Genomic DNA, 25,933 nt, shown 5'->3' on the forward strand with positions numbered 1-25,933 from the left:
CCAGCGTCATGACGGAGCTGTCGCAGGTCTCGGTCACCGCACTCAAGGGTGTCGGTGAAGCCATGGCCGAGAAACTGGCCAAGGTCGGTCTGGAAAACCTCCAGGACGTACTGTTCCACCTGCCGCTGCGTTATCAGGATCGCACCCGCGTGGTGCCGATCGGCGCATTGCGGCCGGGACAGGACGCCGTGGTCGAAGGCACCGTCAGCGGCGCCGACGTGGTCATGGGCCGGCGTCGCAGCCTCGTCGTGCGTTTGCAGGACGGCACCGGCGGACTGAGCCTGCGCTTCTACCACTTCAGCAACGCGCAGAAAGAAGGCCTCAAGCGCGGCACGCGGATTCGCTGCTACGGTGAAGCCCGGCCCGGCGCCTCGGGGCTGGAGATCTACCACCCGGAATACCGCGCCATCAACGGCGACGAACCGCCACCGGTGGATGAAACCCTGACCCCGGTCTACCCGCTGACCGAAGGCCTGACACAGGCGCGTCTGCGCCAGTTGTGCATGCAGACCCTGACCCTGCTCAAGCCATCCACCCTGCCCGACTGGCTGCCGACCGAACTGGCCCGCGACTATCAACTGGCGCCGCTGGCCGACGCGATCCGCTACCTGCACAACCCGCCCGCCGATGCCGACGTCGACGAACTCGCCCTCGGCCATCACTGGGCCCAGCATCGCCTGGCTTTCGAAGAACTGCTGACCCACCAACTATCGCAGCAGCGCCTGCGCGAAAGCATGCGCTCCCTGCGCGCGCCGACGATGCCGAAAGCCACCAAGCTGCCGGCGAAATACCTGGCCAACCTCGGCTTCAATCCGACCGGCGCTCAGCAACGAGTCGGCAACGAAATCGCCTACGACCTCAGCCAGCACGAGCCGATGCTGCGGCTGATTCAGGGCGATGTTGGCGCGGGTAAAACCGTGGTCGCCGCCCTCGCCGCGCTGCAAGCGCTGGAGGCTGGCTACCAGGTCGCGCTGATGGCGCCGACCGAGATCCTCGCCGAGCAGCACTTCATCACCTTCAAGCGCTGGCTCGAACCGCTGGGCATCGACGTGGCGTGGCTGGCCGGCAAGCTCAAGGGCAAGAACCGCGTCGCCGCGCTGGAACAGATCGCCAGCGGCACGCCGATGGTGGTCGGCACCCACGCGCTGTTCCAGGACGAAGTGCAGTTCAAGAACCTCGCGCTGGTGATCATCGACGAACAACACCGCTTCGGCGTGCAGCAACGTCTGGCGCTGCGGCAGAAAGGCGTCGGCGGGCGCATGTGCCCGCATCAACTGATCATGACCGCCACGCCGATTCCGCGAACACTGGCGATGAGCGCCTACGCCGACCTCGACACCTCGATCCTCGACGAACTGCCGCCCGGCCGAACCCCGGTCAACACCGTGCTGGTCACCGACACCCGCCGCGTCGAAGTCATCGAGCGGGTGCGCAGCGCCTGCGCCGAGGGCCGTCAGGCCTATTGGGTGTGCACGCTGATCGAAGAGTCCGAAGAGCTGACCTGCCAGGCCGCCGAAACCACGTTTGAAGACCTGACCGCCGCCCTCGGCGAACTGAAGGTCGGGCTGATCCACGGCCGCATGAAACCCGCCGAGAAAGCCGCCGTCATGGCCGAATTCAAGGCCGGCAACCTGCAACTGCTGGTCGCCACCACCGTGATCGAAGTCGGTGTCGACGTGCCCAACGCCAGCCTGATGATCATCGAAAACCCCGAGCGCCTGGGCCTTGCGCAACTGCACCAGTTGCGCGGTCGCGTCGGCCGGGGCAGCGCGGTCAGCCATTGCGTGCTGCTCTACCATCCGCCGCTGTCGCAGATCGGCCGCCAGCGCCTGGGCATCATGCGCGAGACCAACGACGGTTTCGTCATCGCCGAAAAAGACCTCGAACTGCGCGGCCCCGGCGAAATGCTCGGCACCCGCCAGACCGGCCTGCTGCAATTCAAGGTCGCCGACCTGATGCGCGACGCCGATCTGCTGCCTGCCGTACGCGATGCCGCCCAGGCCTTGCTCGAACGCTGGCCCACCCACGTCAGCCCGTTGCTCGACCGCTGGCTGCGACACGGGCAGCAATACGGCCAAGTGTGAGCACCGTCTCAGTTTCTGACAGCTCGTTCCAACCAAGCTGGTTATACTCCTGCAATTGTTTCAAAAACGGATACAGACCATGACCGAAGCTGCTCTCGCCCCCGAATCACCGCACGCTCCGTCTGTTATTCGGCTGCTGCTCAACAAGCTGGGCGTCGCCTACGAAGAAGTGCTCGACCACCACGGCCTCAACGCCTCGCGCAAAGTGCAGGCGGTGTTGCTGGACGACGCGGTCGGTGCGCTGATGGTGCTGTTTCCACAGAGTCAGTTGCTGGATCTCAACCGCCTCGCCGAGCTGACGGGCCGTCGCCTGACCGCCGTGTCCACCGAGCGCCTGGAAAAGATGCTCGGCAAACACAGCCTGAGCCTGCTGCCGGGCCTGCCGGCGCTGACCAGCTCGCCGTGCCTCTACGAAGAAGGCCTGCTGCGCGAGCCGAAGTTGCTGATCAACTCCGGCGAGCCGGGCCTGCTGCTGGAAATCGCCAGCGAAGACTTCAAGACCATGCTGACCAAGGCCAGCGCCGCCAACTTCGGCGAAGCCCTGAGCAGCATCCGTCCGAACCTCGACCGCCCGGACGATGACCGCGAGGAAATCACCCAGGCCGTGCAGGCGTTCACCGCGCGACGCATCCAGCAGCGTCTGGAAGCGACCATCGAAATTCCGCCGCTGGCCGAAACCGCACAAAAAATCATCAAGCTGCGCGTCGACCCCAACGCCACCATCGACGACATCACCGGCGTGGTCGAAACCGACCCGGCACTGGCCGCGCAAGTGGTGAGCTGGGCGGCGTCGCCGTACTACGCCTCGCCGGGCAAAATCCGTTCGGTGGAAGACGCGATCGTCCGCGTGCTGGGCTTCGATCTGGTGATCAACCTGGCGCTGGGCCTGGCCCTCGGCAAGACCCTGAGCCTGCCCAAGGATCACCCGCAACACACCACGCCGTACTGGCAACAGTCGATCTACACCGCCGCCGTCATCGAAGGCCTGACCCGCGCCATGCCGCGTGCCCAGCGCCCGGAATCCGGCCTGACCTACCTCGCTGGCCTGCTGCACAACTTCGGCTACCTGCTGCTGGCCCACGTGTTCCCGCCGCACTTCTCGCTGATCTGCCGCCACCTGGAGGTCAACCCGCACCTGTGCCACAGCTATGTCGAGCAACACCTGCTGGGCATCAGTCGTGAACAGATCGGCTCCTGGCTGATGCGCTACTGGGACATGCCGGACGAACTGGCCACCGCCCTGCGCTTCCAGCACGACCCGAACTACGACGGCGCCTACGCCGAATACCCGAACCTCGTCTGCCTGGCCGTGCGCCTGCTGCGCAGTCGCGGGATCGGCTCCGGCCCGGATGAAGACATTCCGGATGCGCTGCTGGAACGCGTTGGCCTGACTCGTGACAAGGCCAATGATGTGGTCAGCAAAGTCCTGGAAGCCGAAGTCCTGCTGCGTGAACTGGCTTCGCAGTTCAGCCAGGCTTAAAGCATTCTTCGGAACGTCAACCAGGGCCTGTTTTGATTGCAGATTGGGCCCTGGCTCCACAGATTTCGGCCACTTTGCCAGCAACGACAGCAAACAAGCGCCCTGCTATGATTTGACGGCATTCAGAGGAATTTCCGATGACCCAAACAGATGCTGTCAGCGTTGCGAGCGAAGTGCGCAAGCTTGCCAAAGACAACAAGGTTACAGCCAGTCGTGACGGCATGAGTCGTATGGCCGTGGGGATTACCCGCTTGTCTGGCGATGTCGTCGAGCTGGATGGCATCGAACAGTTGCTCGTCAATCTCAAGCGAAAAGGCGTTCTGAGCAAATCTGAAATCCTGGCGCTCCAAGGGCGCTATCTTCAGGAAAGGCGTGCACAGAAACGTAGCGCATGACTTTTGATCCGTTCGGCGACTTCGACAAGGCTGGATATCTTCAAAACTCGCTGCAACTGAAAGATCCCGTTGAAGTAAAAGAGTCAGAGCATCTTTCGTTCGAATTGAGTATCGAAGAGGCGCTTGCCTATCTGGCCAAGAAAAAGCCAATCGATTACCAGACTGTACTCAAGGTTCACGAAATCCTGTTCTCCGGCTTCTATCACTGGGCAGGAAAAGACCGGAACGAGCTTGTCCCCCACCTGGCAGTCTTCAAGGGCTCTCTCGACGACCCTCGCAGCACCGTCTTCGAGCGCCCGGACTCCATCAAAATGTCTGTCGACTATGCGCTCAAGCTCGCATCAGACAAAAAACGCTTCAGAGACCATCCCGGTGGAGTGATGGGCCAACTGGCTTTCGCACACCCCTTCCTGGACGGCAATGGACGCGCGATTCTATTGGTCTTCATGGAACTCTGTTATCGAGCCGGGTTCGCCATCGACTGGTCAAGAACAAACAAAGACGACTACTTGCGGGCACTCAGCGACGAGATCCGAGAACCTCGCGAAAGGCATCTCGATAACTACCTCAACCCGTTCGTAGTCGATATATCCAGTCGTGACGAATGGCCAGAGACCATTAGTGGCATCCGAGGCCTGGATGGCCTTGACAAGGAAGACATCGCTTACGAGAAGCTGGACAACCCGAAAGTCCAGCAGATCTACAAGACATACCGGGGCCAGCCACTGGACGCCGAGCCTCCCGAGCCCGAAAGCTGAAGAGGCAGGCCTGTCCCGACAAGCTGCCTGAAAGCCCTATGACTTCGGCTTGGCCTTCCGCGGCTTCAAATACTTCATCAACCCCTGAAACCACATCACCAGCGCCGGATTTCCCTTCAGCTGTATCGACTTGTCCTGAATCCCCTGCATGAACGCCAGCTGCTTGTTCTTCGCCTGCATCGTGGCAAACCCGAACGCCGCGTCTTTAAAGGCAATCGCAAACGCCGGCTCCGCCACCACCCCGGACTTGCTGGTAATGCGCTGGTCCTTCACCACGAAATGCCGCGCCACCTTCCCGTCCAGAGTCTGCAGCTGAAACACCAGATCCTTGTCACCCAACTGCTGCTGGAACGCAGGATTTGTCCGACTGGCCTTACCCATCAACAGACCCAGCATCCACAGAAGAAAACGAAATTTCATGCGCACAGCCTCAAAAGGAAAATGAACGGCTGGGGGAGTGTAAGGGATTCGGATGAATTCGCCACTATCCTGGATTGATAGAAGACGATGCAGGTCTTTTCTCGCATGATGACTACCAAGTCACGCTTCCAAACCCTTGAGCCTGATCGTTCCCACGCTCCGCGTGGGAATGCCTCCCGTGACGCTCCGCGTCACACCATCCCCCCGTCCTACACCTGAAGAAACACATTCCTGTAGGAGCTGCCGATAGCAATGGTTTCTTGTTCCTCTAACCCGCAAATCCTTGGGAAATGTCCTTCAAACTGCGGTGCTGTCCATGAACTAGGCAGGCTGGACCATCGTCGATAGCCTCTGTGTGTCACCGCAAAATCGGTGACCGGATGTGCAAGTCCGAAAACCGGAGCAAATCTTTCCAACTCAAAAGGATTTACACCGATGATCGACCCAACCTTCACTGACGAAGAAGTTTCCCCTTACGAATTCCCAGACTCGAAGAAACTCCACGAAGCCGCCGAACGCGCCCTCGACCACCATTTCAAACCCAGCGCCCCACGCCCAAAACGCCTGGGTGGCCTGTTCGCCCTCTGCCCCAACGCCGACGCCGAAGCCCTCATGGCCAACGCCTCCGAAGACCTCCTGTCCATCAGCGCCTTCGCCGCCCACCTGGCCGACGACCTCGACGGCCCCCGCCGCTCGATGGCACTGGGCCTGAGCAGAATGGCGGACGGCGTGCGGTTGATGGTGGAAGGCACGCTCGATCACATTGAGTTTCGGGAGTATCAGGCCAAGCCGTAGCTGAATCGCGGGCGGAAAAAAGGGGACGATGAGTCCCCTTTTCCAACTGACCAATTCCTCACCACTGACAGCCCGTCTCCGATGAGAAATCCATACTGAAATCGTGTTCGAAGGAGTACTTCTTCCCGGTTTTGTAGTTCGTATAAGTCATGCCATAGACCCGGGCACCCTGACTCACCATTTCATACTCACCCGTCAGCGCGCCCTCCGATACCTCAACCCAAGTCGTAGTGAACTGATACGGACGATCCTCTGCCAGAATTTCTTGCTCGGTATTCCGATACACCAGAGAAATGGCCTTCTTTGACTTGCTGTACCTGACAGCCGCTCCGCTCCATTTGGAGAAGGAGTCGTAATAAGTTCTGAGTTCGAAATTGATGCTTTTGGCGCTTTCTTGCGAACGGAAGCAATAAATCTCCGTCGAGACCTCACTGTGCGCCGCCATAGGAAAGAGAACAAACAGTGCAGCAGATAAAACTCGCAGTGACTTCAATCTGATCATTCCTTCAACGATTCAGAGGCAACTGAAAACGCATTCGCACTGCGCAGTTAGCGATGTCCTCCCGGAACACGCGCTCACTCATTTCACAGTGCCCATCGACGTATTGCCGCCACAACGGATCATCGAAGTTGTCACCCCCCAATCGCTCCATCGAAGCAACCAGACCTTTTTCTCGATCCTGCCCCGCCATGGCCGATGCAGCTTTATAAAACCGTCCAGGGGTAACCCAGTCTGCAGAGCAACCAATTCCCCCAGCCGGGCATTGGTTGTTTGCACCAGGCACCCAAGCTTTTCGATGGGCGCCTCTGCACCGGGCAAGGCCGACTGATAAATATCCTCGCAATACGCCTCTTTGAAGCGCACCCACTTCTTTTGCACGTCAGTCAGTTGCTTCTTGTCGGCGGGCGCCAAACTGACCAGCGCTTTCTTGTATTGCTCATTCAACACTGCGTCGACTTTCTTGAAAGTCTGCTGACCGCAAATGACCAAATCGGGATTGGAAAAGCTGTCGGGATTGCAGGTTTCCTGGGCATGCGCAGGAACCAGCAAAGCAGTCAAAGAAACACCTGCGATCAGCCCAAAGAACGCCTTGAGTTTGATCATGATCCGGATACTCCGGCACTGCGCTCAGCAACCCGAGCGGGAATCTTCGAAGCCTTTCCCGCGTCCGACATACGCGATGCATATTGCTTGTACGCCGGCACCGCCCGCTCTTTATCGTTCATGGCCCAATAGCTATCTGCGAGATTCAGGTAAGCCACCGTCCGTTCCGGGTTGTGGGCAATCACCGCATTCAGCAACTGGACAGACTCCGTGTAGTAACCCGCCTCGCCCAGCAGAAAACCGACGTCGTTGGACCAACCAGGCTGCTGCGAGAAGAAGTACTTTCCGACGATATAACTTTCCGGAGAGCACGCGCCATGCGAATCATTTCCCATCAACATATTACTCATCACTTCCTTGAACGAGCTGCTGTCGCCCTTTCGATAGGCTGCCAGCGCTTTATCCAGCAGGTCAGCCGAACCGACTGTCATCAGTTTTTTATAACCGCCCTGAGGGCTGCCAACGTTTGCTGCCCGCAACTTTTTAAGCGCTTCGAGGCCATTGAATGAAGCCAGAGTGGTTGAGCCCAACGTCTCAATCGGCAGCTCCGCGATGCTCACAAGCGAGCGATCGCAGGAGTCGTTATTAACCACTTGCAGCACCTTTTTCAGCTCGAACTGCTTTGAGCCTTTATTGAAGATGAACAAAAGATTGAAGTTATAAACAGCGTTGTCTTCTTCGTTGGTCACCAGCGCAATGTAGTCCCCCGCCTCAACGAACCGCTGTTTGACCAGGACCTCTTCCTCTTGTGGATCCACAACCGTCATGGCCCCAGGCCGGCCGTTGAAAACCCGCACGCTAAAACTATCCAGAAGATCAGACGAGTACTGACTCTTCGTAAGAGGCAAAGCCGTGGACGTATCGAGCAATATGTCCTCATTGCGCCCTTGAACCGGCGCGATCAACAACCGGTTGGATGCCTCGTCCGCGTCTCCCGCCAGAACGAACACGTTTTGTCGTGATCCATCCCCCAACAGGCTTGCCGGGATTTCCTTGAGGACTTGGGGTGCCGCAAGCGCGTGTGCGGCGAAAGCCACGGATGTGGCAATGGCCAAGAGGCCACCGAGTAGAACTGAACATCCTTTCACGCTGTAACTCCATTCGGTTATTGCAGGCTGAGTCAAAAGCTATGCTGCGCACCTGTTCAAATCAGCGCCATTGAAAACCGGCAAGGTGTCATGTCTACCGCAGCTTCGGTAGGCCCTTGCGCGATCTGCGACTGACCCGACGCATTGCCCACCGAGACAACACTTGCGGCGGCATGACTGGCCTGCGCGAACGCAGCAACGCTGATCAGCAATACCCGCAGAAATCGAGGCCTCACGAAACCCGGTATCGACAAGTCAGGCACAGTTCCACTCACTTGGAATTTAACGGCAAAGAATCGCGACACATCCGCGCTCCGAGTTTCAAATGCAATGGCTCGCCTTGATCGGCTCTGGAACTTGCGACTTCAATCGCGCCACACTGTCGACGCCCGACCGATAACCTTTGTCAGCCGCCATTTGATAACAGGCTAACGCCCGGGACATATCTTTCGTTCCCAACTCGCCCCCCTCAAGGGTAGATGCCAGATAAAACATCGCTTCCTTTGAGCCCATGGTAATCGCCCGAATGACCTGCTCTTCTGCCTGCTTGGGATGAAGGCAAGGACCGTTATAGTTGGTGGAGTTTCCTGAACAAAGAAACGTGGCGTAGCCCAACGCACCACTCGGTATTTTCGAAGCCGCTTTGAACAACGCTTCAACCTTGCTGGTTTCCAACTGAGACGCCATCTGCGAAAGACTCAAGCTCGCCGCTGACAGGCTCGCCTCTGGATCACCCGACTCAGCCGCACAGACATAATTTTCCAGGGACGCTTCTAACAATTCCGCAGTCAGACGGTATTGCTCGAGCGAACCCAGCCCTCCCAAAGCCTCGGCACGTTGATCACAGAAGTTCTCGGCACGGCTCATTGCAGGGTTACGTGTTGCGACAAGATCCTTCTCGCTGATCGACCAGTCTTCAACGCCTTCAAGCACCCAGCACGCCTGACGAGAGAAATTGAAGATTTTTACATTACTGTTGCCCGCCCGCTTATCGACCACGTTGACGTGACTGTCATCGACCTCTTCAATCTCGACTCCGGGTGTCTTGCCAGGTGTGATGGCAGCCATCAGCGGGTAGGTGAAGGAAGCTCCGCTGACGCCCGAGGTCGAAGGCTCAAAGGCTCAAAGGCACTACGGTCCTTCTCCACAACCGGCTTCAGCACAAGCGACTTGACCGTCATCGCAGTGAGACGACGCTGTGATTCACTGTTGGCGGAAAACGCTGTCAGGAACGCTGGGAATTCCTCCGAAGGACAAGCGCCGTTGGCCGGCGCCGTCGAAGTGCTCTTGTCGGATGCAAGAGCAGGAACGATCTTGTCCAGGTACGCCGAGCGCTCGCGACTCATTCTGGCGATGCACGAGTTGACCGTGACCACATGCGCTGGCATTCCCGTCTCGATCTCGAATGCCTCCAACGGACAATTCGCATCGCGCAATTTCAGCCACGCACGTTGCGACTCTTTAACCTTCGCCGCGTACTCCGCGCCCAATGCCGGATCCGCTCGATAGTCAGACTCAAGCCGCGCCATCAATTGCTTATAGCTGACGTTCAGCTGCGTATCGGCAGCCTTCATTGCCGATTCGGAACAGGGCACCATTTCCAGACTCGAAGTAACCTGAGTGCAGCCATCCTGCGCATACACCGCCGAAGCCGGCAGCAAAAACCCGCCGATAAACGCAAAAAAAAAACGCTTCACTGTGTTTAATCCTTGATTCATTCAGGTCATCACGCTTCGCGCTTTGCAAAACGGATTGCTTGGCGGCGGTCATTTCCCTCGCCATTCAAACCCTAATTTTTTGCCCTGTTCATAGTCCCGTGATATCAGCATCCATCCGCATCACCACATAAGATCCATCCGCGAATTTCTTTACCTTTTGGTGTTTTGAACATAACCGAGAGCCAGCCAGCCTCAACAGCTTCCTGCTGGACCTTGTCCCCAGCGATCAGATACATACGAGTGACATCGTCAAAAACCGGAGAACTATAAATTTTGGCTTTTTTGTTTATCGTCAGCTGAACAGGAATACCGTCATTCCATTTAGAAAAAGCCGTGGTAGCAAGTTTATTACTGACAGATAATTGATCCTTGTAAGGAAACACGTACAAAAACCCCTTATAGTCATCCGTCAATATATCCCCACCCTCACCAAAATACTTGGAAATCCGCTCATCCCTTGAGTAACCATCATCGCTCTTTTTGTAAACATGCACACTGTAGTACTCGCCAGAGTACTTAACTCCGGTATCAGAATGTATTCCCACACTGTGAATTACAAATAGTTCACTTTCAGAGCCGCCTTTTACATCAGCAAAAAAAGCCGCACGGACTTGTCCTGTATCTGCCAAATACGGTAACTGCCCGACCAATGTCTTAGCCCTACTCGCACAATCAATATAGTTAACATCTATACCCATTTGACTGTTTGATCCGTCACTACTCGCCTCACCCTCTATGGGAACCAGATCAAAAACAATCGCACCGTCTTTTGTTGAGATCGAATGGTAAGCTTGACTCTCAGGGACATCGCAAGCAAATGAAGCTACCGAATACAGACAAAATGAAATTAGAAATCCCGACTTAAACAAAGCTCTCATAACGAACAGCCTCCAAATCCAGCCTTAAATTTTTCAGCAATCTCTTTCGTGTACTTCTCTCGTTTATCAAGCTCTTTCAGCCCAGAGTTGATAACCCTAGTTACAGACTTAATCTTGGCATCTATATCAGATGAGCTAGCATCCGCAAGCGCACCGATACCTTTCGACTTCCAAAACCACAGACCAGACTCTATTGCGACTTTCATATTGTCTTGTGCCAGGTTTGGATTAGCATCGATATTCACACCTATCGCCACAGCGCATTCACGATAGTTAGCATAGTGAGTCAAATGAAGAAGACCTCTACCCCTGTAGTCGTTATGAGGGTACTGATTGCTACCAAAGCTATGTTTACCGTACGCTGGATCGTTTTCAATCAAATGCTGATCTATATACTCAAGTTTTTCCTCTCTGGTTAGTGACATTCCCAGCCTTGCAAAACCATCATTAATAGCGGTCGGTGCCATTCTATAGAGTTTTTCGGCAGTATAACTACGGCGAGTATAATTTAGACTCTCTCTGAAAGCAGAAAATTGAAAAGTTTCGTGCTTACCCTGCCCCATTAAAGAACGATCGGGACAGATCTATTTTTTCCCAAGCAAAGTCCAAGACCACCCGGTCAAAAAAAAATCTGCCCATTAATACAACATATAAATTCGCCTCCTTTAGTTATCTACTATTTAATATTACATTCCGGCTCGCCAAGCACTTCACCTTCAACCTTAAAACTGCACACTTCAATAACATCTGCACCTTCAGTCAGAGGCATAAGCTTCATGGTGAGCGAAAGATCTTCCTTCGAAAATTCCCCACGTTCCAAAACAACTTCAGAAAAGTCATCACTAAAATTTTTTCCTGAGATATTGCAGAATTTTCTTGAATTACTGGCCTCCCCCCCTCCACCCGGTTTCAAAATCTGAACCATAACGCAGGGGCTAGCAAAAGTCTGATAATAGCGAACCAACTTGCCAGCGACCATGGCCGTATCTGCTTTATATACGTCCGTGGCTACCTTTTTCTCCTCTGTAGCCAATGCACAGCTTGAGAAGGCTAAGCCAATCAATAGCGCAATATTTTTCATTTTCAACCTCAGAGATAGTTTTTTCGTGCAGAAAATCTGGCAGCAGGAACACCAGGCCAATTGCCTTCAAGGGACATGACAGCCTTCAACTCAGCTTTATTATTTTCAACAAACGGTCGCTGAACAATTTCCCTTGATGAAGGCTTATAATCGCCACGATAAATCAAGTCCACAATCATATCTTGGATCTTTGTATCAACAGAATCCCAGTTAAGCGCACCATAATGACCGACGTTGAAAGATTGCTCAGAAATCGTTATGACTCTATTCTTCATAATTTCATAGACAGAAACAAACAACTTATATTGCTGTTTGCGCGTAATGAATGTTTTCCGAATTTCAGGACTCGCGCTATTAAGATAATCCCGTGCAGCAGTACCACTTAGACCTTTTGCTCCAACTAACCAACTCAACAATGGTTCCGTAATACCTACCGCAGTTAGATCACCCATTGGATCTGATTTTTGACCAAGATCATATCCTCTCCCGATCGTAATACCGGATGCTCCGCCAGGCCAATGCGCTTTACGACTGAAATACATATGCAAAGAATTCGACGAATCCTCTATATCATTACCTTCCACATCAAAAGTCAGCTGTCCCTTCTCAACCTTTAGCCACTTCAGATCATTATCATCCTCCATCGCGAGAAAATTTGAAACGAAGCCTATAGGGTGAAAATGGTAAATCAATCCCGTACCCGCTGGGGTTTTATCAGTCAATTTATCCCAGAAGATGAATGAATCTATTCTTTCCTTTTCATGCTTCAGTAACTTTTCAGAATCTTCTAAAAGAGTATCCAATCTCTTCCATTTTTCTGATTTTGTATCATCCTTCCACTCCGTAGGATGGTGTGCTACTAACTTTGTCCAATGCTGCCGCGTCTCCGTACTTTTCAATGCATCAGCAAGTTCAGATGACTCTATCTCTCCATCATGATTTTTGTCTATTTTTTTCAAAAGATCTTTAAAAAAATCAGGCATATCATCGGGATCGAGAAAGCCGTCAGCTGCGGAATTGTTTTCCTCAACCAGCTGAAACCCCATTTTAGTCCAATCGTGTGGAGTGATAAATTTCGCGTCAGATTTTTTCACCAACCCAGAAATCGGTTGGTCTTCATCAATCACGGAAATCTCATACCAATCCTCATTGCCTTCCTTTATAACCGGCACCTTGCCTAGATCAATTGCGTGTTCTTCTTTTAAAGGATCACTCGTTCCAGTAGCTGGAGATTTTTTCTTAAGCCGCTCACCCTTCGGCAAATGTAAATACTGACGTCCGACTTTTAATGCAGCGACATTATCTAGAAAGTCTTTCACTTCAGCCTGAGCTGTAAATATCTCAATATGAACTTGAAATTTACTATCAGTAAGACCGCTTTCATTTACTAAATTTTCAGCTTTACCTAAATAACCAATTGGATCACCGGCCTTGATTCCGATGCTAGTCGTGACAACTTCAAAATCTGTAGGAGTGAGCGACTCCCATTGCGTGTACTGACTATCCTTCTCGCTTTCGATAATCGCCCAAAAACTACTTGGTACAGCCCCATTATCATTCCAAATACTGGCATCCACTGGGGTGCAGGGCGCCATACGCCTTAGTTTATTACCGACCACCAAATTCACTACATCTTTGCTATCGAACTCAATGATACTGCCTACTGTGATTTCTCGATTGCTTTCAATGCGTGCACCTGCAGGTTGCCCGTTCGCAGGGTTCGTCGGCGCATCGAACATAGCTAAACGCTGAGTGGTTTTAGCTTTTACCTTGCCTTGCCAATATTTCGGTTTGGCGCGCTCGGGTAGAACATCTGCTACCCAAATAGCATTGTGACTAGAGTTTTGATATGGTTCATTATTTTTTAAGTACGCAAACCATACCTCTTGCCCTGCTTCGCGAACTTTTGTTGATCCATGCTTTACACTACCCGAGAGTATTTTCCCCTTAGCGTAGGTAATATTTTCAACTGAGCGTTTTTCCAAAATCTCAAGTTTTGTGTGCTTCGCTAACTTTCCTGGAGATGGAAAATTATTCGTATCGGGAAAGTCATCATACGCCTTAAAATCATTTACAGTCATCGTCACTATCGGATTTGGCTTTTCATTGTCCGCTAGAGGATAGTGCTTATAAGGCAAAAGATGCATATATAAGCTATAGAAAACCAGTTCGTTTTGCTTTCCTTTGCTTGGTCCATCTTCAGGATTTGGCGCAGATTTGTACTCATGTCGCACGAGACAGAAGGAGCTGGAATAATCCAGTTTTTTAGCCGTTTCTCCTGTGCCGAATGTCGATTTTTGATAGTCCTCGTTAAGGCGATAGGCCACGACTTCACCATCAGCCATACAGCGAATCGGTTCGTTCAAAATACATTGAGGCGCGCTGGCATTGCTGATGTGAATCCCACCATGCCAGAACTTGTTACTTCCCAACAAATAATGCCCGGATGTTTCATTCTCGAGCAACTTGTATATTTCTTCTACATCAGAAAACTGTTTACCGTCTGCTTTTCGAAATGGATATTGAAAGTTTATTAGCGGCACTGTTGTAGATGGAGCAGGTGCAGGTGCAGGGTTTGTACCTGTTCGAAAACTTTCCTTTGCTCTTAAGAATTTTGTAGCTTTCGGCCAATAGTGGCTGGGTGGTTTGGGGCCAAATATTGTTATCGCTGGCCCTGTACTATTTTGAGCACCGAATATGTGCCCAACTTCTGTAGCGGGGTTGTAGTCCTCGATTATCCCTGTATGAAAAATCGGATCACCTGGTTTGTTAGGAGTGGCATTGATCCATAAGGCGATATCACCTCGCTTTACGTTCTGTGGCTCAATCGTTGTGTAGTAACTGGAGGTATCCATGTTACGGGTGTCTTCATATGGAATATTATATCCAGCGCCTGTCAGCAGCAGATTTACCATATGAGAGCAGTCAATTTTTTTCTTACCAGCGGCGTTCGTTTGAAAACCATCACCGCCCATTTTGTAAACGTAGTCGCCACCGGTGTAGTTACTTTTTAAATCAAGTGGTTCAGTCATTTCTGCTTCCTGCAAATTAGTAGCAATAGCTGCTGGCTTCAGCTGATTGCGCTTTCAATCGATTAAAATTTTTCAGGGCAGTTTCATTACCTTTATCCGCTGCCAAGCGATAGCACGCTAATGCTCTTGATAAATCTCGAGTTACTAGCCCTCCCGTTTCGAAGGAGTAACCTAAATAGTTCATTGCATCCCTCGATCCCATTGAGGCAGAGCGAATAAGTTCTTTTTCGGCCTCATCGGGGTGTTGGCACGCACCTTCTGCAGATGGGTTGTTTCCGTAACAATAAAATGTCGATAGAGAAGCGGCGCCATCCGCGAGGGTTGTTGCCGCAGCTTTGAAAAGCGACTCAACCTTGCCTGTTTCCAACTGCGGTGCCATGCCAGAGAGACTCAAACTCGCAGCATCCAAACTCGCCTGAGGATCCCCCGAAGCAGCGGCGCAAACATAGTTTTCCAACGCTGCCTCGAAAAACTCTCCTGTCAGATAATACTTTTCCAGTCCACCTAGACCCTCGAAATTCCGCGCGCGTTGATAGCAGATGCTCTCTGCCGTACTCATGGTCGGAGAACCCGATATAACAAGGTCTTTCTCGCTAATCGACCAATCCTCAACGCCCTCCAGAACCCAACACGCCTGGCGAGAAAAGTTAAAGATCTTGATGTTGCTGTTACCTGCACGCTTATCAACAACGTTGAAATGACTGTCATCAACCGCTTCGACTTCGACGCCTTCTGCCTTGCCTGTGGCTATGGGTGCCATCAGTGGAAAGGCCAATGTCGAGCTATTGACTCCCTTCGTTTGCGGCTCAAAATTTCCATTCTCCCCAGTAGGTTTCAAAACCAGCGACTTCACCGTCATCGCAGTCAACCGCTGCTGAGTTTCAGCATTCGCAGAGAACGCCGGCAGGAATTGGGAAAAGTCCTCAGACGGACACTCATCCGCATAAACGCTGCCATGGAACAGGCTCAGCAGCGAGGCGGTGAAAGCCGCTACGGCGAAGCCATTCCTCTTCTTCAAAAAACCATTCATGTCGATCACTCAGAAAACACAAAAAAAGCCTTCGGCTTAACCTTCTCAGGCGGCGCATTCAACAACGCCTGATCCATCAAACTCCCCGCCTTATCCTTATCCGCCGCCCCCGGCAGCACCGGCGGTTTGATCCCGATCCCGGTGCCACTTCCCGCCGAACCGCCAGCATTAATCTTCACCACCGGCCCAACCACGGTCACACCACCACCATCGAGCTTGATGAAACTGCCGCCGCCGAGAATCGTCAGCTCAGTCCCCGCCTCAATGACAATCTTGTCCCCGGCCTTGATATGAATCTCTTTCCCGACACTGGTCAGTTGCGCCGTCCCGAGCTTCACATGCTGGCTCTCGCCAATAGTCAGGTGGTCGTCCATCCGCGCTTCGACTTTGCGATCGGAAATCGTGGTGCGATGTTCTTCAGCCTTCAGCTCGGTGTAGCTGTTCTTCACCACCGTGTCGTGACGTTCATTCCCGACCCGAATCTTCTGATCGTGCTCAACGTTTTCATCCCAGTCCCGCTGGGCGTGGATGAAGATTTGTTCGGCGCCTTTTTTGTCTTCGATGCGCAGTTCGTTGTAGCCACCGCCGCCCGGGGAGCTGAGGGTTTTGAAGACGCTGCGGGTTTTGTTCGCCGGCAGGGCGTAGGGCACCGGGTTTTCCTTGTGATACAGGCAGCCGGTGACGAGGGGCTGGTCAGGGTCGCCTTCGAGGAAGGTGACGAGGACTTCCATGCCGATGCGCGGGATGGAGATGGCGCCGTAGCGGTCGCCGGCCCAGGAGCTGGAGACGCGCAGCCAGCAGCTGGTTTTGTCGTCGGCCAGGCCTTCGCGGTCCCAGTGGAATTGCACCTTGATGCGGCCGTATTGGTCGCAGTGAATTTCTTCGCCTTTGGGGCCGGTGACCATGGCGGTCTGGCTGCCGAGCACGCGCGGTTTCGGGTGCTCCAGCGCTGGGCGGTAGAACACGTCCCACGGGGTGGCGAGGAAGCGGTTGCGGTAGCCCTGGTGGAAGTCGTCCTTGTGGTCGGTGGTGTCGCTGGTCACCGATTCTTCGAGGACTTGCGGCTGTTTGCCTTCGTGGAAGATTTCGGTGAGCAGCCACAGGTCGTTCCACTCGCTGCGCGGGTGGTCGGACATTTCCATGAAGTGGCCGCTGACCAGTCTGGTCTGGTCGCCGCGACCTTCGGCCTGGCGGTAATCGGCGCGGTGGCGCTCGAGGGCGCGCTGGCTGAGGAACTTGCCGCGGGCGCGGTCGATGAAGCGGCCGGGGTAGTCGTAGTCTTCGAGATCCGGTTCAGTGCTCTCGCCGTCCGGTTTGTACGCGGCTTCCATTTGCAGGCGCGGTTTTTCGAAGTCGTAGTCGCGGCGGGTGGTGCGGCTGGTGCGGGTTTCCAGGCGCAGCTTGAAGCCTTTGATCACCGGTTCTTCGGCGACCATGCCGCTGCCCTGCACATACGCGGTCGGTTGGCCGAGGTTCGGGAACACGGTCTGGTCATCGCCGAACACCAGCAGATGGCCTTTCTTGCTGTGCTGGAAGTGGTAGTGAATGCCTTCTTCTTCGCACAGGCGCTGGACGAAGTGCAGATCGGTTTCGTCGTACTGCACGCAGTAGTCGCGATCCGGGCACGGCTGGCTGAGCTGGAAGCTGTAGGCGTTGCCCTTGATGCCGTGCTCGTCGAGGATCAGCGCGATGATTTTCGGCGCCGACATCTGCTGGTAGATGCGCTGGTTGGTGCGGTGATGCAGGTATTGCAGCTGCGGCACCAGCGAAACCTTGTAGCGGGTCAGGCGCTTGCCGGCATCGCCCTGGGCCACGCGGTAGATCTGGCCGTGGATGCCGGAGCCCTGCGGATCGAGGGCGAGGAAGGCCTGTTTGTGCAGGAGTTTTTCCAGGTCCAGATCCGGGTTTTCGCTGACCAGTTCGATGTCGAAACGAAACGGCTGGCTGATGCCTTCGGTGCCGGTGAACGACAGGACTTGCAGGTCGCCTACGTAATCTTCAACAGTCAGGCTGAAGTGCGTTTCGTTAGCTGGGTTGAACATAAAGTGCTCCCTGTTCGAATGTCATCCGTTACGCCCTCAGCCGCAAACGCTGCAGCCAGGACGAAGTGGCGCCCAAGGCGTCACGCAATTGGTCGGCAGTGATGGTGCGCTCTGCCGCGTCAAAGGCCAGCGCGGTGCGCAGTGCGGGCCAGCAGTGTGTCGGTAGATTTGCCGGGGCTTGCAGCTCGCGCTCCAGGTGTTCGTCACGGGCCTGGGTCGAGGGCAAGCGGCGGAACGGGTGTTTGCCGCCCGCCAGTTCATAGATCACGCAGGCCACGCCGTACACGTCCGCGCTGGCCGACAGCGGTTGGCCCTCAAGCAGTTCGGGGGCGGCGTAGCCCGGGGTCCACGCGTTGAAGCGCTCGCGGCTCAGGTGCGGCAGGCCGGGCAGGATGCCCTCCTCGGCCTGCCCGAGACCGAAGTCAAAGAGGCGCACGCCGTCTTCGCTGAGCATGACGTTGCTCGGTTTCATGTCACCGTGCAGCACGCCGCGACGGTGGGCGTAGGCCAGCGCGTCGAGCAGCGGCAGCGCGATGTCGCGCAGTTCTTTCCACGGCAGGCCCAGCGGCCGCTCGCAGAGCAGTTTGTCCAGGGTCAGGCCACGCATGAGTTCCATGGTGATGAAGGCCCGCTGGCAATCGGTGTCCACTTCGAACGTGTGCGGTCGCAGCACGTTGTCGTGGCGCAGGCGTCGGGTCAGGGCGAACTCGCTGTAGAGCAAGGCACTGGCGTCCGGCGACTCGGCAAATTCTTCGCTGAGGATTTTCAGCGCAATGTAAGGATCGGGATCGCCGAACTGCTCGTGCAGGAGATCCCGGGCCCGGTAAACCGCACCCATGCCACCGGCCCCGAGCAGACGCTCGAGGTGGTAGCGGCCTGCCAGAACATCCGACAGTGCGCCGACGCTGGCCTTGGTTGGCGCCAGCGCGGGTTCGGCGTTGTGCTGCTTTGCAAAAGCGAAATAGGTCAGGTTGTTGGCCTGCTCCTCGCTCATCAGCAAGTCATCGACTGAGGATTCGATTTCAGTCATTGGCGGATCACCACGGCCGTCAGATTGTCCCGTGCGGCGCCCCGCAGGGCACCGTCGAACAGACGTTCCAGCGCCACATGTGGCGCCGCCAGGCTGAGGGCGTTGCCGAGGGCATCGCTGCTCAGGCCTTGATACAAACCATCGCTGCACAGCAGGAACACATCACCGGGATAGACCTCGAGTTCCAGCACATCCAGGGTCAACTGTTCCGCCGCGCCGACCGCCCGGGTCAACGCCTGGGCTGCCGGGTGCGCCGCCGCCTGTTCGACACTCATCTGCTGCTCATCGATCAGTTGCTGTTGCAGCGAATGGTCCTTCGACAGCTGATACAACCGCTGCCCGCGCCACATATAACAACGACTGTCGCCGGCCCAGATGCAGGCCGCGCGATTGCCTTCCACCAGCAGCGCCACGACGGTGCTGCCCATGATGCTGTCGTGACGCCCGGCGGTGACGGTCAACTCCTGCCCCAGGCGCCGGTTCAGCCAGTGCAGGCACTGGCGGATGGCTTTGAGGCGTTCGTCGAAGTCTTCGTGCTGCGGCAGTTCAGCCAGGCTGGCGACGATCAACTGGCTGGCGATGTCGCCACCCTGATGACCGCCCATGCCGTCCGCGACCACCCACAGCCCATGCTGCGGGGTGTCGAGGAAGGCATCTTCGTTGCGCGACCGCACCTTGCCCGGGTCGGTTCGCGCCGCGCTGCGCCAGGGGCTGGCCACCAGCATCAGAGCTGCACCGGCATACGGAAGGTGCGCAGCACGCCCATGTCGAACGGGTTCGGCGTGCGCTGGCTGGTCAGCAGGTAGTTGGCGCGCAGGCCACCCACGTCGGCTTTGAGCACCAGCACGTCGCGACCGGTCAGGTACTCGGTCTGCATCAGGTCGAACAGACGGAACAGCGACCACGGGCCGGAGTTCTTCTCGATGCCGATCGGGCGCCCGGCCATCTTGTCCATGACCAGGCTGGTGCGACCGTCTTCAGCATCGGTCGGCCACTTGAAACTCATGGGCAGGATCGGACCGTGGCGGTACTCCATGGTCTTGTCGCCGAACTTGAACTCGGAACGGCTCACCGCCGGATCGAGGGTGTACGGCTCCAGCTTGAACTGCACGGTCGGTTCGGCCGGGTTGATCGAGAAGAAGCTCTGGCGAATGTTCAGGGCCGCCGCCATCTGGTCGAGGAAGACCTTCGACACCGGCAGGCTGCGGCCGTCGACGCTGCGCATCCGGTAGTTGCCCGGATCACCGCTGACGAACGGACGCATGTAGCTGTCGAAGAAGCGGTCGATGGTGCCTTGAGCCCGGAAGAACTCGCGGAAATCGCTGATCGCCACGTCGCTGGTGCTCGAGGCGCTGAACGGGTAACGCTTGTTGATGGTTTTGCCATACACGCTGTACAGCTCGTTCTGATAACGGCCGTTCAGGTACTGGTAGGCATCGTTGAGCACCAGGCGCCACGAGTCTTCGGCCAGCACGTTGAACCACACGCTCAGCGGACGCGGCAGACGACCGGACGCATTGCGCAGGTTGGTCAGCGCATCACGCTGGCCGCTCATGCGGGTCTTGGCCAGCTCGAACGCGGCCTGCTCCGGCGTGCTGGAACGGGCGAGGCCCGCCAGCTGCAGTTGCAGGTCGTTGAGCGCGGTGAAGGCCGGGGTCAGGTCAGCGGCCGGGCCATTGTTGTCGTCGAGCAATTTGTGCAGCGGCTCGAAGCGACGTTGCAGGGACTTCTTGGCGGTGTCCGGCAGGTTCTTCGCCACGTTCAGGGCCGAGGCCTTGTCCGCTGCCGCCGCGGCGAGTTTGCCCACCTTGCCCAGTTTGCCTTTCTGTCCGGCCAGCGCATCAGCCGCGTCACCCGCCTCGTCCACCGGATCGGCAGCGGCCGGGAAACGAGTGTTCTCGCGCACTTCAGTCAGCAGCGCCAGCACCGGCGAGTTGGCCGAGGTCAGGCCCGCCAGTTGCTCGGCGCCTTCACCGGCATCGCTGATCGGCGGCAGCGCCACCTGGCCAACGGCTTCGCTCCAGTAGTTGGCGTAGTCACGGAAGTACAGTTGCTCCAGCTCGACCATCAGGCGACGCAAGTCCATGTCGCTGATGCCGGCGCCTTCGCCCAGCACCCAGTTGTCACGCAGGATGTCGGTCACCAGCGACGCGCCTTGGACCGAGAAATACTGCTGATATCCGGTCTGGGTGTAGAAGCCCGGAATCACGTATTCAGTGCCGATGAACAGCGAGCCCTGCGGCCCGAGGTGCTGGCTGAAACGGTAATCCGGCAGGTTGCGCGCCTGCTCGCGGAGCATGCGGTAAACCACGGTCGCCAGCGACTCGCTGCGCAGGATCTGACGCGCCTGGGCCACCAGTTGCTCGTTGAGCGGATAGATAAACGGCTGCTGCAACAGACGCTCGAGGTGCGTGTTCAGACCGTTCTGCACTGCGGTGTTGCCGGTGTAACGCTGCGACCAGTCCGCCGCGATCCAGTCCTTGAGCCATGCCGCGTCGCGACGATCCTTCATGTTCAGCATCAGGTACGCGCGCAGGCTGTTGATCAGCTTTTCGCGGTCCTTCATGTTGGCGCGGATCTGGCCTTCAAGCATCGTCGCGACGCGTGGCAGCAGTTGCTTTTCAAGCTCGCGCTCGTAAGCCTCCTTGACCACCGGATTGACGTCCTGGCCCTGATACAGACCCATCCGTTCGTGGTAGGCAGCGTCGCCCTTCTTCGGGAACACCTGAGTCGCGGCGTAGCTGGTGTCGAGGGTTTTCAGTGCGCCCATGGCGTCATCGCGCGGCGACAGTGCCGTGCGTTGCTGCGTCCAGTTCTGCGCCAGATTGCGCAGGTTTTCCAGACGTTCGTAGTTGGCCGAGAAACCACCGGCCCAGAGCATGCCGAACAGGACCAGCGCACCCAGTGCGCCGACGTACAACGCACGCTGACCCCAGTGGATGCGGCTGCGCTCGCGCTTGTCCAGACCGGCCAGATCGGCCTCGGGGAAAATCACCCGGCTGAGCAAGTGATGGATGAAACGCGAACGACCGCTGCGCAGCGTCGGCAGCACGCCGGCGCTCATGCCCAGACTCGCGCCGATGCCGGCGGTGGTCGAATCCATTTCCTGAGTCAGGTGCGGTGCGCTGGTCAGGTAGAAACCACGCAGTTGCGTCGCACGCTGGTAGCGGTTGCCGGTGAACGCCATGTCGACCAGCAGGCACAGACGCTCGCCGATCTGGCCCATCTGGTGCGGGAAGTCGAGGATGCGGCCACGGCGCTGGGTGTCGCGCTCGGAGTGCATGCGCATGATCACCTGGCTGTTGAGGCGACGCAGCAGCTCTTCGAACTCGTTGCGCAGCACCGTCACGTCGGTGCCGACCTGATCCTTGCGGAAACTGGTGCCCAGCACCTGATCGCTTTCTTCGCGGGTCAGTTGATCGAAGAACTCGTCGAAGCCCAGCAGCTTGTCGGCCTTGCTCAGCACCAGATACACCGGCACATCGACGTGCAGCTTCTGATAGACGTCTTGCAGACGCGCACGCACTTGGCGGGCCAGGGTTTCGATGTCCTGTTCGCTGCCACCGGTCAGGGTTTCCACCGGAATGGTCACCAGCACGCCGTTCAGCGGACGACCGCGACGACGCTTGCGCAGCAACTCCAGCAAGGTGGTCCAGGCGCTGCCGTCGACTTCCGCATCCGGCTGGGTCAGGTAGCGGCCGGCGGTGTCGATCAGCACACCGTGGTCGGCGAAGTACCAGTCGCAATGACGGGTTCCGTGGGTGTCACGGGTCAGCTTGCGATCGATCTTGTTGATCGGGAATTCCAGCCCGGAGAAGTCCAGCAGGCTGGTCTTGCCGCTGGCCTGCGGGCCGATCAGCAAGTACCACGGCAAGTCATTGCGCCAGCGCTCGCTGCGGCCGCGATACAGGCTCGAAGTCTTGAGGGTTTTCAGGGCGTCCTTGAAACGCTCCTTCAACTCTTTCTGCTCTTCGTCGATCAACTCTTCGCGGCGGATACGGTCCTGGCCGTCTTCGGTTTCTTCGACGGCTTTCTTGCGGATACCGGCGCGCCAGCTGACGAAGACCATGGTCAGGCCCCAGATCAGGAACAGCACGCTGATGGTCAGCAGACGCGACGTCGCGCTTTCCCAGAACTTGTAGTCATCCACTGCCAACAACGGGCCGACGAACCACACCAGCAGCGCCACGAACAGCACCAGCAGCAAGGTCCAGACCCAGGTCTGGCGCAGGAAGGCGCCGACTTTCTTGAAAAACTTTTTCATCACACGTCCCTGTTTACGGCTGCGACTGCGGCTGGGCCGCGGCCGGATCAAGCGGCTGATAAGGTTGCAGAACGGTGTCGCGCTGCTCGCCCAAGACCCAGGCGAAGCCCGAATACATCATCACCAGACAGACGAAGGTGAACAGCACCACCATCCACGCCGGCACGATGCGCACCAGGTTGCGGCGCTGATCGTTGAGGCCTTCCCACTGCGGCGACAATTCGCGCGGCACGTCGCCACGCAACTGACGGATCTGCCGGTACAGGGCGTCGCGGATGCCTTCGAGTTCCAGCATGCCGCGCGCCTGCACGCGGTACTTGCCCTCGAAACCGAGGGACAGGCACAGGTACATCAGCTCCAGCATCGGCAGGTGCTTGACCGGGTTTTTCGACAGCCGATCGAGCAGCTGGAAGAACTTCTCGCCACCGAAGGTTTCGTTGTGGAAGCTGCTGAGCAGGCTCATCTGCGACCACTCGCTTTCGTTGCCCCACGGCGTGGTCACGACGGCTTCGTCGACCACGGTGCAGAGCACGTAACGAGCGGCCATCACCTGGCTGCTTTCGGCGCCGTTGTGCAGGGCGCGTACTTCAAACAGCTTGAGCCCGGCGGTCAGGCGCTCGTTGAGCGCGTAGAGGTCTTCGCGGGTTTCGCTGTGCTTGAGGCGCACCACTTCCGACAGCAGTTCGGACGACGCCGCCACCAGCGAATTGAGGCTGATGTTGAAGGCCTCCGCCGGGCGCAGGCGCGCGGCGTAGATCATCCGTTCTTCCAGTTGCTCGAAGCGCGGTGGCGCGGCGAAGTCGGTCAGCGGACTCGCCGCCGGGCCATGGCCCTGACGGTCGAGCAGGACGGTTTTGTCGTCCTGGTTGTGTTCCATGTCCTTGATCATGTCGGTCAGTTCCTGATGGCCCAGAATTTCAGTTCAAGCTCGGCGAATTCTCCGGACACATGGAACGCGAAGCCGCCGGAGCGCTCGAGTTGTGCCAGGTCTTCGGAACTGAGTTCGAGGATGAAATAGGTTTTGTTGGAGTGGAACGCGATCTGCCGCGGGGCCACCGGCAACGGTTTGACCTTGATCCCCGGCAGGTGCAGGTTGACCAGTTGGCGGATGCGCTCCACCGGGCCGACCTTGAGGTGCGCAGGCAAGCGGTTGCGCAGTTCTTCGGAGTCACAGTTGGCACTGGCTGCCAGCACGAACGACGCCGAGCCCAGCAGTTTGTGGTCGTGCAGCGGCGACACGATGATCCCGTACTGACGCGCTTGCAGGATCAGTTCGATGGCGTGCTGTTCCAGCACCATCGACAGCACCTGACGGATCGACTCCATCAGTTTGCGGAAACTCGCACCCTGGTCGGCGTGGGAGTAACGGCTGTCCAGACGCGGCCGTTTGCTGTCGCTGGAGAAGGTCGCCAGATCGCCGAGCATGGTCAGCAGCGTGCGGTACAACTCTTCCGGGTGAACCTGCTCCAGACCCAGGTAGTGGCGCAGCAGCAGTTCGGTGCGGTTGATCAGTTGCAGCATCATGAAGTCGCCGATTTCCGCGCCGCCGACCTTGCCGTTCGAACGAATCCGTTCGGCAATGGTGTCGCCCCGGTGACCGAGCATGCTGATCACTTCTTTCAGGCACGACAGCAGGTAGCTGGAGGCGTGGGCCTGAATGTAGGTCGGCACGAAATCCGGATCGAGGCTGATCACGCCGTCCGGCGTGGTGTCGAGCACGTCGCAGATCTTCAGCTTCACGTAGGCCTGGTCGCTCTGCTGCTCGCCGAGCAACAGCTTGAAGTCCGGGCGACCGCAACTGACCTGGCTGGCGGAATCATCACCGGCGTTGGAGTCGGCCACTTCGGCGTCATATGCGGTGTAACGCGCCAGCACGTCGGACTGCTCCGGGCGACGGGCCTCGATGTGGTTACCGGTGACCAGTGGCAGCGCCAGGTAGATCGGCGTGTTGCCGGTGTTCGGCGGCACGTCCAGCGCCAGCGGTTCGGTGTTGCCGCCGAGTTCGAACAGGCTGCCGTCCGGCAGAATTCCCGAGGCTTCACTGATTACCAGTTTGCCCATGTTGAGGAACTGCAAGTCGATCTCAAGGTTCAGGAAACCCCAGGTGTAGCCGCCCAGCAACCGGGTGCGGGTCTTCATCTGGTGATCGTAGTAGCGGTCGTTGTGCTGGAAGTGCTGCGGACGCAGCAGCATGCCTTCCTGCCAGATGACTTTATGGGTATTCATGATCAGTCATCCGCCTTGGCGAGCACTTCGTTGGTCTTGCGGATACCGGCCTGATCCAGGGTCAGATCGGCTTCGGTGACTTCCAGCGGTGTGATCGGGAACGTGTGGCGCCATTTGGTTTCCGGCAGGTCGCGGTACGCGGCGAGGATGCCGATGAAGCGGCTGCCCTCCTCCACGCTGAGTTTCAGTTCCACGGTTTCACCCGGGCGCAGTTCGAGTTCTTCGCTGGCCACCAGATCCGGGTTGAGGGATTCCTTGGCGCGCTCGTAGAGGCTGAAGAAATCGGCGTTCTCGAAGGTCACCGGGTGCTTGAGTTCGAACAGGCGCACCACGATCGGCGACGGACGACCATTGAGATCCGGGTTCAGCTGATCGCTGCCGGTCAGCTTCAGGTTGATCTTGGTCACTTTCGAATACGGCGACAGCGACGAACAACCGGCGAGCAGCACCAACAGGGTGAGCGCGGTCAGCGTCTTGAAAAAAGCGGTCGAGCGGCGAGACATGCGC

General features: G+C 56.8%; 21 protein-coding genes and 1 pseudogene. 5 read left to right on the forward strand and 17 right to left on the reverse strand.

Going from position 1 to position 25,933, the window contains the following annotated elements; translation table 11 throughout:
- Window positions 1–8 precede the first annotated feature (8 nt).
- The 4 genes from recG (at window position 9) to ACM6JM_RS20825 (ending at window position 4,717) form a co-directional block, all read left to right on the forward strand.
- Entirely contained in the window at window positions 9–2,084 is a 2,076-nt protein-coding gene (gene recG / locus ACM6JM_RS20810) for an ATP-dependent DNA helicase RecG (RefSeq protein WP_414882433.1), read from the forward strand.
- A 79-nt stretch (window positions 2,085–2,163) separates the two neighbouring features.
- Window positions 2,164–3,564, forward strand: a complete 1,401-nt coding sequence (locus tag ACM6JM_RS20815) for an aminoacyl-tRNA deacylase and HDOD domain-containing protein (protein WP_039765182.1) — start codon at window positions 2,164–2,166, stop codon at window positions 3,562–3,564.
- 137 nt (window positions 3,565–3,701) lie between these two features.
- A complete protein-coding gene (locus ACM6JM_RS20820; RefSeq protein ID WP_039765180.1) occupies window positions 3,702–3,959 on the forward strand; it encodes a hypothetical protein in 258 nt (85 codons plus the stop codon).
- A complete protein-coding gene (locus ACM6JM_RS20825) occupies window positions 3,956–4,717 on the forward strand; it encodes a Fic/DOC family protein (RefSeq protein WP_103385862.1) in 762 nt (253 codons plus the stop codon). Before ACM6JM_RS20820 ends, ACM6JM_RS20825 begins: the two co-directional genes overlap by 4 nt.
- Window positions 4,718–4,753: 36 nt before the next feature.
- Here ACM6JM_RS20825 and ACM6JM_RS20830 read toward each other — a convergent pair whose 3' ends face one another.
- Window positions 4,754–5,137, reverse strand: coding sequence for an SCP2 sterol-binding domain-containing protein (locus ACM6JM_RS20830; protein ID WP_039765176.1), 384 nt, complete (start codon window positions 5,135–5,137; stop codon window positions 4,754–4,756).
- Between the two features lie 435 nt (window positions 5,138–5,572).
- Between ACM6JM_RS20830 and ACM6JM_RS20835 the strand changes: the two genes are divergently transcribed.
- A complete protein-coding gene (locus ACM6JM_RS20835) occupies window positions 5,573–5,932 on the forward strand; it encodes a DUF6124 family protein (protein WP_108563571.1) in 360 nt (119 codons plus the stop codon).
- Window positions 5,933–5,990: 58 nt separating this feature from the next.
- Here the strand turns inward: ACM6JM_RS20835 and ACM6JM_RS20840 are convergent, their stop codons facing one another.
- The 16 genes and pseudogenes from ACM6JM_RS20840 to tssJ form a co-directional block, all read right to left on the reverse strand.
- Entirely contained in the window at window positions 5,991–6,425 is a 435-nt protein-coding gene (locus tag ACM6JM_RS20840) for a hypothetical protein (RefSeq protein ID WP_309295773.1), read from the reverse strand.
- Between the two features lie 87 nt (window positions 6,426–6,512).
- Window positions 6,513–7,037, reverse strand: a complete 525-nt coding sequence (locus ACM6JM_RS20845; RefSeq protein ID WP_234420594.1) for a lysozyme inhibitor LprI family protein — start codon at window positions 7,035–7,037, stop codon at window positions 6,513–6,515.
- On the reverse strand, window positions 7,034–8,125 hold the full coding sequence (locus ACM6JM_RS20850; protein ID WP_234420595.1) for a tetratricopeptide repeat protein: 1,092 nt from the start codon (window positions 8,123–8,125) through the stop codon (window positions 7,034–7,036). Before ACM6JM_RS20850 ends, ACM6JM_RS20845 begins: the two co-directional genes overlap by 4 nt.
- Before the next feature lie 321 nt (window positions 8,126–8,446).
- Window positions 8,447–9,843, reverse strand: a pseudogene (locus ACM6JM_RS20855) (lysozyme inhibitor LprI family protein).
- A 104-nt stretch (window positions 9,844–9,947) separates the two neighbouring features.
- Entirely contained in the window at window positions 9,948–10,721 is a 774-nt protein-coding gene (locus ACM6JM_RS20860; protein ID WP_064379824.1) for a hypothetical protein, read from the reverse strand.
- Window positions 10,718–11,188 (reverse strand): glycoside hydrolase family 19 protein, encoded by a 471-nt coding sequence (locus tag ACM6JM_RS20865; protein WP_414882434.1) that lies wholly within the window; start codon window positions 11,186–11,188, stop codon window positions 10,718–10,720. The genes ACM6JM_RS20860 and ACM6JM_RS20865 overlap by 4 nt, the downstream gene beginning before the upstream one ends.
- A gap of 209 nt (window positions 11,189–11,397) precedes the next feature.
- Entirely contained in the window at window positions 11,398–11,802 is a 405-nt protein-coding gene (locus tag ACM6JM_RS20870) for a hypothetical protein (protein ID WP_074689954.1), read from the reverse strand.
- Window positions 11,803–11,810: 8 nt separating this feature from the next.
- Window positions 11,811–14,834 (reverse strand): hypothetical protein, encoded by a 3,024-nt coding sequence (locus ACM6JM_RS20875; protein WP_134334180.1) that lies wholly within the window; start codon window positions 14,832–14,834, stop codon window positions 11,811–11,813.
- Between the two features lie 16 nt (window positions 14,835–14,850).
- The gene (locus ACM6JM_RS20880; protein WP_074689948.1) at window positions 14,851–15,864 is read right to left on the reverse strand and encodes a tetratricopeptide repeat protein; all 1,014 of its coding nucleotides are present in this window, start codon (window positions 15,862–15,864) and stop codon (window positions 14,851–14,853) included.
- A gap of 5 nt (window positions 15,865–15,869) precedes the next feature.
- The gene (locus ACM6JM_RS20885; RefSeq protein WP_414882435.1) at window positions 15,870–17,906 is read right to left on the reverse strand and encodes a type VI secretion system tip protein VgrG; all 2,037 of its coding nucleotides are present in this window, start codon (window positions 17,904–17,906) and stop codon (window positions 15,870–15,872) included.
- Between the two features lie 28 nt (window positions 17,907–17,934).
- Window positions 17,935–18,936 (reverse strand): serine/threonine-protein kinase, encoded by a 1,002-nt coding sequence (locus tag ACM6JM_RS20890; RefSeq protein WP_414882436.1) that lies wholly within the window; start codon window positions 18,934–18,936, stop codon window positions 17,935–17,937.
- Window positions 18,933–19,661 carry a PP2C family protein-serine/threonine phosphatase gene (locus tag ACM6JM_RS20895; protein WP_039765158.1) on the reverse strand — a complete coding sequence of 243 codons (729 nt, stop codon included), beginning with the start codon at window positions 19,659–19,661 and terminating at the stop codon, window positions 18,933–18,935. The genes ACM6JM_RS20890 and ACM6JM_RS20895 overlap by 4 nt, the downstream gene beginning before the upstream one ends.
- Window positions 19,661–23,200 (reverse strand): type VI secretion system membrane subunit TssM, encoded by a 3,540-nt coding sequence (tssM, locus tag ACM6JM_RS20900; RefSeq protein ID WP_039765157.1) that lies wholly within the window; start codon window positions 23,198–23,200, stop codon window positions 19,661–19,663. Before tssM ends, ACM6JM_RS20895 begins: the two co-directional genes overlap by 1 nt.
- 13 nt (window positions 23,201–23,213) lie before the next feature.
- Window positions 23,214–24,089, reverse strand: a complete 876-nt coding sequence (gene icmH, locus ACM6JM_RS20905; protein WP_011336585.1) for a type IVB secretion system protein IcmH/DotU — start codon at window positions 24,087–24,089, stop codon at window positions 23,214–23,216.
- Between the two features lie 5 nt (window positions 24,090–24,094).
- Window positions 24,095–25,426 carry a type VI secretion system baseplate subunit TssK gene (tssK, locus tag ACM6JM_RS20910; protein ID WP_039765155.1) on the reverse strand — a complete coding sequence of 444 codons (1,332 nt, stop codon included), beginning with the start codon at window positions 25,424–25,426 and terminating at the stop codon, window positions 24,095–24,097.
- Between the two features lie 2 nt (window positions 25,427–25,428).
- Window positions 25,429–25,929, reverse strand: coding sequence for a type VI secretion system lipoprotein TssJ (tssJ, locus tag ACM6JM_RS20915; protein WP_011336587.1), 501 nt, complete (start codon window positions 25,927–25,929; stop codon window positions 25,429–25,431).
- Between the last annotated feature and the right edge of the window lie 4 nt (window positions 25,930–25,933).

This window comes from Pseudomonas sp. IT-P2 (assembly GCF_949767575.1).
Taxonomy (GTDB): Bacteria; Pseudomonadota; Gammaproteobacteria; order Pseudomonadales; family Pseudomonadaceae; genus Aquipseudomonas; species Aquipseudomonas pharyngis.